This is a genomic window from Pseudomonas sp. S2_F03, assembly GCF_054668335.1.
On the sequence record NZ_CP162759.1, the window covers coordinates 398,272 to 412,435 of the forward strand.

The 14,164-nt window shown below is 57.6% G+C and carries 9 protein-coding genes and 1 pseudogene; 7 read left to right on the plus strand and 3 right to left on the minus strand.

What is annotated here, in order from left to right:
- Nucleotides 1-54 precede the first annotated feature (54 nt).
- Nucleotides 55-456 (plus strand): hypothetical protein, encoded by a 402-nt coding sequence (locus AB4N76_RS01900; protein WP_460164038.1) that lies wholly within the window; start codon nucleotides 55-57, stop codon nucleotides 454-456.
- A gap of 218 nt (nucleotides 457-674) precedes the next feature.
- Here AB4N76_RS01900 and AB4N76_RS01905 read toward each other — a convergent pair whose 3' ends face one another.
- Nucleotides 675-2,711 (minus strand): alkyl/aryl-sulfatase, encoded by a 2,037-nt coding sequence (locus AB4N76_RS01905; protein ID WP_077431940.1) that lies wholly within the window; start codon nucleotides 2,709-2,711, stop codon nucleotides 675-677.
- A 169-nt stretch (nucleotides 2,712-2,880) separates the two neighbouring features.
- On the opposite strand from AB4N76_RS01905, the gene AB4N76_RS01910 reads away from it, so the two are divergent.
- The 3 genes from AB4N76_RS01910 (at nucleotide 2,881) to AB4N76_RS01920 (ending at nucleotide 6,384) form a co-directional block, all read left to right on the plus strand.
- A complete protein-coding gene (locus tag AB4N76_RS01910; protein WP_046030383.1) occupies nucleotides 2,881-3,831 on the plus strand; it encodes a LysR family transcriptional regulator in 951 nt (316 codons plus the stop codon).
- A 194-nt stretch (nucleotides 3,832-4,025) separates the two neighbouring features.
- Complete coding sequence (locus AB4N76_RS01915; RefSeq protein WP_460164039.1) at nucleotides 4,026-4,439, plus strand: hypothetical protein; 414 nt, start codon at nucleotides 4,026-4,028, stop codon at nucleotides 4,437-4,439.
- A 286-nt stretch (nucleotides 4,440-4,725) separates the two neighbouring features.
- The gene (locus AB4N76_RS01920) at nucleotides 4,726-6,384 is read left to right on the plus strand and encodes an arylsulfatase (protein ID WP_460164040.1); all 1,659 of its coding nucleotides are present in this window, start codon (nucleotides 4,726-4,728) and stop codon (nucleotides 6,382-6,384) included.
- A 48-nt stretch (nucleotides 6,385-6,432) separates the two neighbouring features.
- Here the strand turns inward: AB4N76_RS01920 and AB4N76_RS01925 are convergent.
- Nucleotides 6,433-7,247: pseudogene (locus AB4N76_RS01925) on the minus strand (transporter).
- 275 nt (nucleotides 7,248-7,522) lie between these two features.
- On the opposite strand from AB4N76_RS01925, the gene AB4N76_RS01930 reads away from it, so the two are divergent.
- The gene (locus AB4N76_RS01930) at nucleotides 7,523-8,407 is read left to right on the plus strand and encodes a ChaN family lipoprotein (protein WP_077431938.1); all 885 of its coding nucleotides are present in this window, start codon (nucleotides 7,523-7,525) and stop codon (nucleotides 8,405-8,407) included.
- Nucleotides 8,408-8,467: 60 nt separating this feature from the next.
- Here AB4N76_RS01930 and AB4N76_RS01935 read toward each other — a convergent pair whose 3' ends face one another.
- Nucleotides 8,468-8,860, minus strand: coding sequence for a GFA family protein (locus AB4N76_RS01935; protein ID WP_077431937.1), 393 nt, complete (start codon nucleotides 8,858-8,860; stop codon nucleotides 8,468-8,470).
- Nucleotides 8,861-9,067: 207 nt separating this feature from the next.
- Between AB4N76_RS01935 and AB4N76_RS01940 the strand changes: the two genes are divergently transcribed.
- Nucleotides 9,068-12,817 carry a hybrid sensor histidine kinase/response regulator gene (locus AB4N76_RS01940; protein ID WP_460164041.1) on the plus strand — a complete coding sequence of 1,250 codons (3,750 nt, stop codon included), beginning with the start codon at nucleotides 9,068-9,070 and terminating at the stop codon, nucleotides 12,815-12,817.
- A gap of 184 nt (nucleotides 12,818-13,001) precedes the next feature.
- Nucleotides 13,002-14,126, plus strand: coding sequence for a response regulator (locus AB4N76_RS01945; protein ID WP_460164042.1), 1,125 nt, complete (start codon nucleotides 13,002-13,004; stop codon nucleotides 14,124-14,126).
- The last annotated feature ends 38 nt before the right edge of the window (nucleotides 14,127-14,164 follow it).

Genomic DNA, 14,164 nt, shown 5'->3' on the forward strand with positions numbered 1-14,164 from the left:
CCGCGGCGTAACATCGGCTCCAGACCAAACAACTACACCCCGGAGCACACAATCATGAAACGCCAAACCCTTCTCAGCATCGCTTTCTCGGTTTTCGCAGTTAACGCTTTTGCCGCTACCTCTGCTCAACCTGTCGTCGCTGAAGGCGGCTCGGATCGTCTGATTGAAAGCCGTGTGGCTGAAGGGGGTTCGGATCGTTTGATCGAGAATCGCGTCGCCGCTGATGGCTCCGACCGTTTGATCGAAAACCGCGTTGCTGCTGATGGTTCCGACCGTCTGATCGAAAACCGCGTCGCTGCTGATGGTTCCGACCGTCTGATGCAAAACCGCGTTGCCGAAGGTGGTTCCGACCGTCTGATCGAAAACCGCGTTGCCGCTGATGGTTCCGACCGTCTGATGCAAAACCGCGTTGCCGAAGGTGGCTCCGACCGTCTGATCGAAAGCCGCGCTGCATAAATGCGGGGTTCTACCGCGGTACTCAAAGAAAAGCCCGGCCTTATCAGCCGGGCTTTTTCGTGCACGAGACAAATCTCGCGTTCTGATCGTTCCCACGCTCTGCGTGGGAATGCAGCCCGGGGCGCTCCGCGTCCCTCCAAAGCCGAACGCGGAGCGTCCGTCGAGGCATTCCCACGCAGAGCGTAGGAACGATCCAACGATCCATAAATCCAAACCGATTACTGTTTGGTGCCCGGCAGCAGTTCGAAGTCTGGGGTAAACGGCGTCATGGCGGCCATCAACTGCTGGAAGGGTTTGTGATCGCCTTCGAGGGTGGCTTTACCACTCGCAACGAGTTGAGCAAGGCTGGTTTGCCTTGCCATCACACCTTCGAGCACAGCGCGATCAAGGGTAATTGTCAGATCAGGATGTTTGGCCTGCTGCCCCTTGATGTTAGTCAGGGTCGAATTGCTCAACTCCACCACAAACTCTTCCCCGTTGTCGGGCGTCTTGAGATTCATCACGAAGTGTTGGTCCGCGACTTTGCTGCCGTCCAGGGCGATGCCAAGGTACTCAAGCCACAACTCCGTGCTCATGCCACGGATCATGTCTGGCCCGGCGGTTTTTGGCGGTACGCCCTTGGGCATGCCATTGCGTAGTTCATTCGCAGCCGCAAGGAAACTGTTGCGTACACCGGCACTTTCCTTCTGATAGCCAACCTGTTCATAGACGTCCGCCAGCAAGTCCTTGGCCTGGGTGTTTTGTGGTTCGGCATACACCAGCTTATTGAGGATTTCGTATGCTTCGCGGTATTTGCCCTGATCGAACAAGGCCTTGCCCTTGGTCATGATCTTGTCTGCGCCCCCCATCATTTCCACATAGAGCGGCGCCGAATCCTTCGGTGACAGCGGCATCAGCGTGGCCGGGTTGGCATCCCAGTAACCCAGGTAGCGGTTGATTACGGCCCGGCTGTTGTGCTCTTCCGAACCGTGATAGCTATGAGTCGCCCAGTTGTTTTTAAGGCTGTCGGGCAACGTGTAGACGTTATGAATCTCGTTGATGGTGACGCCTTCGTTGGCAGCATGCAGTACGGCGTTGTTCAGGTTGGCGTAAGCATCGCGTTGTGCGCGCATGACGTCCTGAATTCGCTCATTGCCCCAACGTGGCCAACTGTGGGCGGCAAACATGACGTCGGCCTGTTGCCCGTAGCGATACAAGGCGTTGTTGATGTTCTTCGACCACACCAGCGGATCGCGAACCAGCGCACCGCGCAACGTGTAGATGTTATGGATCGTGCCGACAATATTTTCGGCGGCCCAGAACGCTTTGAATTGCGGAAACCAGGTGTTCATTTCCGCCGGGGCTTCGGTGCCGGGGGTGCTCTGGAATTCCATTTCTACACCGTCAATGGTCACGGTCTCGAAATCTTTTTCAATGTAGCGATTGGGCTCGATCAGGCCCATGTTGCCAATGGAGGCATTTTTACCAATCGCCATGTCGACATGGCCATTGGGGCTGTGCGGCAACATCAAACCATACTGGAAGTAGGCGCGGCGACTCATGGCATTACCGGCGTAGACGTTTTCCGCCACGGCATGCTCCATAAAACCTTTCGGGGCGATCAGCGGAACCTTGCCACTGCGGATATCCGCCTCATCGACGACACCGCGGATGCCGCCAAAATGGTCGGCATGGGAATGGGAAATGACGACCGCGACCACCGGGCGTTTGCCGATTTTTTCGTTGATGAAATCCAGGGCGGCCTTGGCGGTTTCCTTGGACATCAGGGTGTCGAAGACGATCCAGCCGGTATCGCCCTTGATAAAGGTGATGTTGGCCAGGTCAAAGCCGCGCACCTGATAGATCTTGTCCGGCACCACTTCGTACAAACCATAGGCCATGTTCAGTTCGGCCTGACGCTGCAAGGACGGGTTGATGCTGTCGTAATCCTTGCCGTCCAGAAGGAAGTCGTAGCTGCCCATGTTCCAGGCAACATTCCCGGCTTCGGCCATGATCTTTTTATAGGACGGTGCGGCGATGAAGCCTTTTTTCGCCTCTTCAAAATCGCGCTTGTCAGAAAACGGCAGTGACTTGCGCAGACCTTTTTGCAGTTCGACCGTGTAGGTGGAAGGCGGCTTGCCTTTGTTATCGAAATGGCCGTTTTGCGTCGTGGCCGGGACAGGACTTGCGCCGTTTGCATCGGCTGCAAAAACGCTGGGGCTGAAACTGCTGCCCAGCGTGATTGCCAGTGCCAGATGAAGGGTCTTGTTGTACATGAAATGTTCCTTCGCCTAAGGGGGGGTCAAAGGCATGAATGCCAATGATTGCGCGGGGTTCCGTGTTCTGGATACGAGGTCAACTTGACCCGTCGGCGTATGAATAGCATATTGATCTGATTACGAAAAATTCCGTTTTGTCGATATTCGATAACATAAAGGTTATGTAATGACACCACGCCGTCTGCGCCAGTTTTTGGCATTGATCGAACACGCCCACTTTGGTCGGGCCGCCAAGGCGTTAGGGGTTTCGCAGCCGGCGCTGAGCAAAAGCATCCAGTTGCTGGAGAATGAACTCGGGGTCACGTTGTTCGACCGGCGCACGGAAGGCGTCGTGTTGACGGCGTTTGGTCAGTTGCTTCGGGAAAAGAGCCAGCGCCTGTTGATGGCGCAAGAGGATCTGGTTCGCGACATGGCCTTGCTGACAGGTGGCGATATCGGTGCGTTGAAAGTTGCGCTGGGCCCCTACCCCAGCATCAGCAGCGGGTATGCCAGCATCGCCCGATTGCATGCGCGGCATCCACACATCAAAGTCACGGCCCATGTCGCGGGCTGGCGTGACGTGGCCCTTCAGGTTGCCACCGGGGCGGTGGACCTGGGGATCGCCGAAATCAGTACGTTGCAAGGCCGGGAAGAATTCACCTGTGAACTGCTGGGTGAACATGAGGGGCGCCTGTTTTGCCGCCCCGGGCATCCGTTGCTCACGCAAAAGCGTTCGTTGAAGTTGGCGCAAACACTCGATTATCCGTGGGTGGCCTCGCGCATCCCGTTGCGGATCGCCAGCCATTTACTGCCCGCCACATTGGGCTGCGCCGGCACTTATGACGCAGTGAATGGCGATTTTGTACCGGCCATTGAAATAGATGTGCCGATGCAAATTACGGCGTTCGTAGAGAACAGTAATGCCTTGGCCTTAGGCAACTTATCAAGCTTTGAACAGGCGTTCAGGACGGGTGAGTTAGTACCCTTGCCCCTCCAAGACCTCGCACTACGCACCCATTACGGTTTCATCTACCTCAAGTCGCGCTCGCTACCTCCCGTTGTAGAGCTTTACATGAGGGAAGTGAGGGCGATGGAAGAAGAACTTCGTCAGCGTGAAAGCCTTTTAGCCAAGATATAGATGGCGTGAATTAAGGGTCGAAATTTACGACCACCCAACAACAGAGGGGACGATTGATAGCCGAACTTCTCCGAAAATAAGCGAATGGGAATGCAACGCCGTTTTAATGAGCTATACCCAATATTCCCCCTGCACTTATTCCATTACTGGAGATTGACAATGAATCACTGCACCCCCTGGCAGCGGTACTGGTCATGGCAAGTCTCTTCGGCTGCACCAACTCCTCAAACCATTCAATGAACCTTCCTCTGGCGGCCACCCACCAAAATATGGGCCAGATCGGCAACACCACGTTGACCGCCGTAGGCGATAAGACCAACTTTGATTTCTACATCAGCGGCGTTCCAACCGGCACTAACTTGCCTCCGCGCATCTACACATTCGTCAATAAAGGCAGCTGCCAGCAACCAGGGCCAGTGGCCTATGCCATGAACGATAAGGTCAACACCGAGCGTAATTCAGGTACCAATGGCTGGATGTTTTACAGAAGCGCTCCAATCAAATTGCCAGACCTGCTTGCCGGCAAGTACTCCGTACTTGTGCGCACTGCGCCCGAAGATGGCAATGTCAATATTTTCTGTGGTGATGTGGCGCAGGCGAAACCATGAAGCAGCCATGGATTTTGTGAATCGGCTCATCGGGTGATTGCCTTGCTGTCTGGCGTATTCATGGAGGTCATGACGCGCCCGTCCAAAACATAGCAATCACCACGTCCAACCGGAAAAACCGCACTAGACTCCTTCCTGCGCCTTGAGTTGTGCATGGTCATGCAGTAAGGGGGAAATGATTCTGTACGCAGTACCAGGCTTATTACTCGGTGGTCAACGCACCAAGTGTCAATGTAGTTGTGCGCTAGTCAGCCGCCAACACAATGAAACAACGAGGATTGCTGGTATGGATAAGCTATCGGATCGCTTCAAGTTGTCTGTCGCATTCGCCGCACTTATGTCACTGAACGGACTCGCCCACGCCGCTCAAACGGAAAAAACCAACATCCTGTTTATCGTCTCCGACGACACCGGTTACGGCGACCTCGGCCCCTATGGCGGTGGTGTCGGCCGGGGCATGCCGACGCCCAGCATCGATGAGCTGGCGGCAGAAGGCGTCACTTTTTACTCCTTTTATGCGCAACCCAGTTGCACGCCTGGCCGGGCAGCCATGCAAACCGGCCGCATCCCCAACCGTAGCGGCATGACCACCGTGGCCTTCCAGGGCCAGGGCGGCGGCTTGCCTGCCGCCGAATGGACGCTGGCATCGGTGCTGAAAACCGGTGGCTACGACACCTATTTCACCGGCAAATGGCACTTGGGTGAAGCCGACTATGCCCTGCCCAATGCACAAGGCTATGACGTGATGAAATACGTCGGCCTGTATCACCTCAATGCCTACACCTATGCCGACCCGACCTGGTTCCCCGACATGGACCCGGAAACCCGCGCGATGTTTCAAAAGGTGACCAAGGGCGCGTTGTCCGGCAAGGCGGGCGAAAAACCGGTCGAAGAATTCAAGATCAACGGCCAGTACGTCGACACGCCCGTCGTGGATGGTAAACCCGGCGTGGTCGGCATTCCGTTCTTTGACAACTATGTGGAAAAAGCCGCACTGGAGTTTCTCGACACCGCGGCCAAGTCGGACAAGCCGTTTTTCATCAACATCAACTTCATGAAAGTGCACCAGCCGAACTTGCCAGCACCGGAGTTCATTCATAAGTCCATGTCCAAGTCCAAGTACGCCGACTCTGTGGTCGAGCTCGATACCCACATCGGTCGCATCATGGACAAGCTCAAGGCACTTGGCATGGATAAGAACACGTTGGTGGTTTACACCACGGACAACGGGGCCTGGCAGGATGTTTATCCGGATGCCGGCTACACCCCGTTCCGAGGGACCAAAGGTACCGTGCGTGAGGGCGGTAACCGGGTACCGGCCATCGCCGTCTGGCCAGACAAGATCAAGCCGGACACGAAAAATCACGAGATTCTCGGTGGCCTGGATCTGATGGCGACGTTCGCTTCTGTTGCCGGCGTGAAACTGCCAGAGAAAGATCGTGAGGGTCAGCCGATCATCTTCGACAGTTACGACATGACGCCAGTTCTCACCGGCAACGGCCCCTCTCCGCGCAAAGAGTGGTTCTACTTCACCGAGAACGAATTGTCCCCGGGTGCGGCCCGTGTTGGAAACTATAAGGCCGTGTTCAACCTGCGGGGCGATGATGGCGCGCAAACCGGTGGTCTGGCGGTGGACTCCAACCTGGGCTGGAAAGGCGCCGTAAAATATGTGGCCACGGTGCCGCAAGTCTTTGACTTGTGGCAAGACCCGCAAGAGCGCTATGACCTGTTCATGAACAACTTTACTGAGCGTACCTGGACGATGGTGCCGATCAGCCAGGCGATATCCAAGCTCATGCAGACCTATGTCAAATACCCACCTCGCAAGATGCAAAGCATGACCTATGACGGACCGATCGAGTTGTCCCAGTATCAAAAATTCCAGTCGGTTCGCGAGGAATTGCAGAAAGAAGGCATTAACCTGCCAATGCCAGCCGGCAATTAGCTAGTCAGGCACGGCTGTTCATACATGGAAGGATAATCAGGGTGGCGCTTACTTTGGAAACAACAGCGTAAACGCCACCCTGAACCCCCAGCCCTCAGCGCCATCTTTCGGGCTGTCAGCCCAATAACGCGGTCCAACTTGCACGGTCATGGGTTGATGACCCACTTTGAACAACTGGGTGACTGACAGGTTGATCGGCACGGACCATTCACGGGTCTGCCAATCGTAGGTGGATTCGGTGTTGATGCCGAAGGTGGTGTAGGTGTGGGTGGTGTAGCTGAAAAACGGTTGCAGGAACGTCGCGTTGACCTTTTCCTTGTCATCGGGCGGGCTGTTTTCCAGTGACCAGATGTGATTGGCCAATATTCCGCGGGTCCAGCCATTGCTCTGTTTTAGGAGCACCACCGTAGGGCCTAACCCCCATTGCTCATTGCTCAAAAGATCATTGCTGCCGGTCGGCACCAGAATGGCCGGTCCCACCCCCATATCCAGCCATTCGCGGTTGGTTTTTGGGGTGAGAAAAAGAAGCTCTGGGTCACATCACCGGTTCCGGATTTATCTGCCTGCCCGCCAGGCACCAGGCCATGCTGATCAATGATCGGCAGGATGGTTCGCGATATCAGGTTCCACTCGTCATTGAGTCTGAATGGCAGCACCGGCTGGATGTTGGTGACGCTTTGGTAACCCTCGCCGCTCGGGCCGAGTTTCTGGTTCCAGTTGTACTGAATGGGTAGGCTGTACAGCGCGGCCACGGGATTCAGTGTTTGCTTGGCCAGTTCGGCCTGACTATCGTCAGGGAAACCGGTTTGTGGCCAAACCACCACACACGCCAGAACAGGAGCCAGTTGAAAGCGTTTATTCATCAGAACCTCATATCAGAAATCGGGAACAGACCTCTCCCCAATCAAGGTGAATGACCTGTAACCCAATTAGCTTAGTTGAGATTTTTCTGAGTGTTTTTGCGACGCGTGACGCTCGCGTTCCATCTTTATTCAGCGTGGGCACGAGCGTTACGGCGCGCTGTCAGGTCGTGCGTTGATTCACCAGCACCCGGAACGCGGCCACCCTTTGATCATCGCACGCTGATATCCCTCCTCCTCTATTGATCGAGGAGGCCACCGTCTACCAAGGAAAAACGATGCGGCTTCTGTTGCTCTGCCTGTTCAGCCTGCTGGCTGCCTGCCAATCCCATCACGTCTCGCCGCCCCCGGCGCCCATCGCCCCGCAAGGACGGGACCATGCCGACCTTGGCGTCATCCGCGAACTCGCCACCGGTCGAACGCTGACACCACAGGAACTGGTCGAACGTCTCGCCGTTGCGCCGCGTGTGCTGGTCGGCGAACAGCATGACAATCCGGATCACCACGCCCTGCAATTGTGGCTGTTGCGTGAACTGGCGATTCAACGCCCTCAGGGCAGCCTGCTGATGGAAATGCTCAATCCCGATCAGCAAACCAGGGTCGACGCGGCGCAAACCGCCACCCGTGCCGGACAACCACCGGCCGACGCGTTCAAGGCGCTGGCCTGGCAGGCTAATTGGGACTGGAGCGTCTACGGCGTGCTGGTCACTTACGCGCTGCGCCAACCCTATCCGCTGCTGGCGGCCAACCTGGACAGGGCGCAAATCATGCAAATCTACAAACAGCGCCCGGCACTCACGGGTACAGCGTCCACCACGAAAGCCGTGCAAGCCACCTTGCTTGCGAATATCAGAGAGTCCCATTGCGGATTGCTGCCTGAAGCGCAAATGCCCGCGATGCTCGCCGTGCAACAGCAGCGTGACCGACGCATGGCCGAACACCTGATGGCTGCACCGACACCGGCGCTGTTACTGGCCGGGGCTTTCCATGTGCGCAAGGATCTGGGCGTGCCACTGCACCTGACGGACCTCGACGCTGGCGAAGGCAACGCGGTGCTGATCCTGGCTGAAGCGGGCAAGACGGTGACCGTCGAGCAAGCGGATTACGTGTGGTATAGCGCTGCACAACCGGAACAGGACTATTGCGCGACGTTGCGCCGTTGAAGATCGGCTAGCGTCAGGCACAAGCCTGGCCGCCCGTCGACCAGCGAGGGGCTCCGTGGACTACTCCTCGAAACGCCCGGCGGCCTCACGGTCGTGCTCATATCGCCGCGTATGCGCAAACACCGGCAACCAGGACTCGCGCCGAACGGTCCAGCTTTCGTAGGTTGGCGGCAGTTGGTCAGGGGCATCCAGGGAACCCAGGTTGACTTCGACCTCGTCGGCGGTGCGGGCGAAAACAGACGAACCGCAGCGAGGGCAGAAAAACCTCCCGGCGTAATCGCGCGTTTCGCCCTCGATCGTCACCGCCTCCTGAGGGAATATCGCGCAGGCATTAAAAAGCGCCCCATGATGCTTGCGGCAATCGAGGCAGTGACAAAGGCCCACCCGGTATGGGCGCCCTGAAGCCACAATTCTGACGTTGCCGCACAGGCAACCACCGGTGAATCGTTCCATGTTGCACCTCCTCGTCAATCAAGCGGTTGGAACGGCCCTTTAAAAATAGCAGCGATCCAGTCTGGGGCCGCTTCACGACTTTTCAGCGTTTTTCATCGAATCGATCCCACTGAATCAGGTGTTTTCACAGCACCGGCGCAGGCGTGGCGGTTTACTGCAGACCTAAGCTTCCGGCGCGTGTCCGGAGCGGTTGTCGCAGGAGTGCCCATGAGTCTGGAACGTCTGAGCAAACTCATTTCGGCAGGATTTGGCATGGCGGTGATTGCTTGCCTGCTGACCCTGTCCCTGGATGAGTATTACGGTGCCCAAGCCGCGCGCGCCACGGATCGACGGCACCAGACCATCACCACCGTTGCCCGAATGGCGACCCTCAACCGTGAACTGACCCAACTGGCGCGCCTGTATGTCGGCACGGGCGACGAGCTGTTTCTCACCCAATACAACGAAAAGTGGCAAAAAGGCCGGACTTTCCACGACACCAAACTGGAGCTTCAAGCCGTCGGACTGAATGATCAGGAAGCCCGATTGCTGGCGACGGTCGAGGACATGGATCTCAGGCAAACGAGCATGGAGCGCCTTGCGATGAAACAAAGTTTTCATCGAGGCGGTCCGACACAGCTTGCAAGCACCACTTACATCAATACCGAGTGGAATTTTGCCGACGCGCTGAATCAACTGACCACCTCGACGACCCAACGTTTTAATAGCGACTTCGAGGCCGCGCGAAACAAAGCCCAGTTGGCCAGCCACATCAATGTCTTGATGCAATTGATCACATTGGGCGCAGGTCTATTGGCATTTCTGGTGGTCCTGCGTCGCCAGTTGATGATCCCGTTGTTGCGTCTTTCCGAGCGCATGCGCCGCCTGCACGCCGGCGAAGCCCTTGGTGAGCCGGCGCAGCGCCAGGGGCTTGCTGAAGTCGTGGCGCTGGCCGAGGCATTCGATGCCTATGTCGACGTCAATGAAGAGCTGCACCGACAGCACTGGGTCAAGGGGCACCTCGGCGAGCTGGTCCAAGCGTTGCAGTTGTGCACCAGTCGGGAGGCATTCGCCGCAACGTTGCAGCAAAAGCTGGGCGAGTGCCTGGGTTGCAAGGCGGTTTTGCTATTCGATGCCGAGTCCTTCGACATGCCGGCAGGCCACTTGCACTACAGCTTGCCACTGCAACAGGACGGGCAGCAGCTGGCGAGCCTTGAACTCGATTTCGCCCATCGCCCGGATTGCGCTCAGCTCCAGTTGCTCGACACCCTGCCCAACCGACTCGCCACGCTCCTGAATGCGCTGGATCAGAGCACGCACAATCAGCGATTGCTGCACCAGGCCCACCTGCAGGCCCGGCTGCTGGAGCGCCAGGCGCTGATTCTGCAACAACGCCAACAGTCGCTGGAAGCCACTGAGGGCTGGTATCGCAGCATCGTCGAGTTTGCCCCCAAAGCACTGCTGGTGTTCGACGAGGGCGGCGTGATCCTCGCCAACCAGGAAAGCGAAGCAACCTTTGGTTATGCCCCCGGCACCTTGCTTGGCCAGAGTTACCGCGCGCTGGTGCCGGACAGCCAGCTCGAGACCGTTGATCGCATGCTTGAGCGAGTGCACCTGAACAAGGTGCTCGACACCGCCGAGGTGATTGCGCGACGAGCCGATGGCAGTGAGTTTCCCGCTGAATTGCGCCTGTGCCTGCTGCCCGTGCGCGAGGATCGTGGGCAATGCCTGTGCATTGCGATACGCGATCTCAGCCAGCGTAAAGCCGAAGAGCGCTGCCTGCGTGAAGCGCATGAGCAGCAGCAGGCCATTGTCGGCTCGGCGCCCTATGGCATTGCACTCGTACAGGGTGGATTGATCGCACAGGCCAATTCGCGTCTGGATGAATTGCTGGGTTACGCACCCGGTGAGCAACTGCAGCGTTCCCCGCTGATCTGGCTGGATCAGGTCATTTCGGCGCAAACAGTGCAGACACTGGAAGCACAGATTCGCGAGGCGCTGGACCGTGGCGAAATCTATCAGCAGCAGCTGCAACTGCGTCGCAAGGACGCCCGATGCTTCTGGGCCAGCGTCAGTGCGCGAGCCATCACGTCCGCAAACAACTCCCGAGGCTCGATCTGGATCATCGAAGACATTTCTGCCCAGCACGCCGCGGCGAACGAGATGCAGCAGGCGCGGCAACTGGCCGAGGACAGTGCGCGTATCAAGGCTGAGTTCCTGGCCAACATGAGTCACGAGATTCGCACGCCGATGAACGCCATCATTGGTATGACACACCTGACCTTGAGGACGGAGCTGAACGAATCTCAGCGCGACTACTTGAACAAGGTACAGAGCTCCAGCCGCCATTTGCTGGGCGTGCTTGACGATATTCTGGATTTTTCCAAGATCGAGGCCGGCAAGCTTCAACTGGAGGTCCGCGACTTCAGCCTGACCCAACTGCTGGAGGAAGCCCTCGACCAGGTACGTGCGCGTATTGCCGATAAAGGCCTGGATGTGCGGCTCAACATGGGGGCGGACGTACCCGATCGCGTGTGTGGCGATCCGCTGCGACTGCGGCAGATATTACTCAACTACCTGAGTAATGCGGTGAAATTCACCGAACGTGGGCAGATCCGTATTGAAGTCAGTCTGCGCCAGGCCGCCGCCGATGACGCCTTGCTTTGCTTCAGCGTGAGCGATACCGGCATCGGCCTGTCGTCCGAGCAGTTGAAACACATGTTCCAGAGCTTCCAGCAGGCCGATGCCTCCACCACACGACGCTTTGGTGGCACTGGCCTGGGGCTGGCCATCGCCAAACAGCTGTCCGAGTTGATGGGCGGTCAGGTGGGTGTTCAGAGCGTGCTGGGGGAAGGCAGTCATTTCTGGTTTGAGGTGCGCCTGTTGTTGGCCCGCAACACGGTCATTGAAGGCCTGTGCGCAGCGGAGCATCACAGCGACTGGCAGGCGACCGAAGGGACCCGCGTTTTACTGGTGGAAGACAACGAGTTAAACCAGCAAGTGGCCACCGAATTACTGCGGGCGGCCGGTTGTCGGGTCGAAATCGCGACAGATGGCCGCCAGGCGCTGGATCGATTGGCCGAGGAGCGCTACGACCTGGTGTTCATGGACATGCAGATGCCGGTGCTCGATGGTCTGACGGCCACCCGCCTGCTGCGTCGGTTGCCCGGCATGGACACACTGCCCGTCATTGCCATTACCGCCAATGCGAGCCAGCGTGATCAAGACGCTTGTCTGGCAGCCGGCATGAATGACTTTGTCAGCAAACCCTTCGAACCGCAGACGCTCTACGCGGTGTTGCGTCGCTGGCAGCCTGAGACATCGGTCCAGCCTGCGTGTGACGTAGCGCTGGAGCCGTTGACAACGCCGAGTTGCGCCGAGGCGAGCTTCAAACTCGACGGCGTGGACACGGTTGCGGGCCTGCGACGGGTACTGGGCCGGCACACTCTGTATGCGAATTTGCTGCGCAGTTACCAGACCCACCAGAGCCACTTGCTCAAGCAGTTACGCACCGCGTTGATGCAGGGTGACCTGGCTAAAGCCGAACTGTTGGCCCATAGCTGCAAAGGCGTGTCAGCGACCATCGGTGCCGACATCGTCGCGCAGGCGGCAAACGAATTGGAGCAAGCTCTTCGCACAAAGCGCCCCAATGAAGCGCTGCAAATCGCTCTTCAGGCATTGTCTGAACCCTTGGAAGCCCTGCTGGGGCAAATGCGGGAGCGGTTGCCCGGTGAAATCGAGACGGCACCGACAGCGGTCGACTACGTCGAGTTACGACGGATCTGCCGACATCTCGAAACCCTGCTGAGTGATTTTGATGCGCAGGCAGTGCCCTATTTGTCCTCAAATGCGGGTGTATTGCGAGGCGCGTTCGCGCAACGCTTCCAGCCACTGGACGACGCGGTGAAACGTTTCGATTTTGAGCGGGCGCAGGTCTGTCTGAAGGAGGCGATGCAGGCGGTGGAACCCGCGCAATGAACGAATAGAAACGCTGAGGCAACGCGCACTTCATGACCTCATAAGCAGGCTGTTCAGAAGTTTTCAGCGTTTTTCAGCACCCGGCGGAAAAGGCTCAGTCCATTTCAGAGCAGAGGTGCAAGTGGCATGCGTTACTGAAAGTACTTTATCGACACATCCGTGACTGCCGTCACAAGGAAACCCCGTGAACAGCTCAACCCAAAGACCCATCGTGCTGGTGGTCGACGATGTGCCGGCCAATCTGCAGCTGATCAGTGAGCTGTTGCGTGAGCTTTATCACGTACGAATTGCTACCAGCGGTGCCCAGGCCTTGAAGATCGTCGATCGGACAATACCCGACCTGATTCTGCTGGATGTGATGATGCCCGAAATGGATGGCTATGAGGTTTGTCGTCGTCTCCAGCAAAATCCGCAGACACGTGATGTGCCGGTGATGTTTCTGAGCGCCAGGATTCAGCATGAGGATGAGTGCCAGGGTTTCGCACTGGGAGCTGCCGACTATCTGTTCAAGCCGATCAATCCGGCCATTCTGCTGGCGCGGGTGCATACACAGTTGCGCCTCAAGGCGACGACGGACCTGTTGCGTTCGCACAATGCCTACCTCGACCAGGAAGTCCTGGCGCGAACCCGTGAGCTGCAGGCCACCCATGACGTGACCATCCTGGCCCTTGCCTCGCTGGCCGAGACTCGCGACAACGAGACAGGCAACCACCTGCGGCGCACACAGCACTATGTTCGGCTACTGGCAGAAAAATTAAGCGATTACCCGCGATTCAGCGTGCATCTAGATGATCAAAGCATTGAGCTGATGTTCAAGTCGGCGCCGCTGCACGATATCGGCAAGGTCGGTATTGCAGACCATATCCTGCTCAAACCGGGGCGCTTTGAACCTGCCGAGTTCGAAATCATGAAGACCCACGCCCAGCTGGGTTACCAGGCCCTGGTACATGCCGAGGAACTGTTGGGCGCGCAAGTGCCGTTCCTGCGTATCGCCAAGGAAATTGCCCTGTGCCACCACGAAAAATGGGATGGCAGCGGTTATCCCAATGGCCTGGCCGGTGACGCCATTCCTGTCAGCGCCCGCTTGATGGCGGTTGCCGATGTCTACGACGCGGTCATCAGCCGACGGGTATACAAGTCGCAGATGTGCCACGAGAAGGCATTCGCGATCATCTGCGAGGGTGCCGGACGGCATTTTGATCCGGATGTGGTGGCCGCCTTCATCGACCTGGAAAAAGAGTTTGAGCGGATCGCCGAGCGCTATGCCGACGCCCCTGCCGAGGATGCCCTTGAGGCCTTGGCCGGGTAGACCACTGGCAAACAACGACTGAGCTCGCCACCTATTCA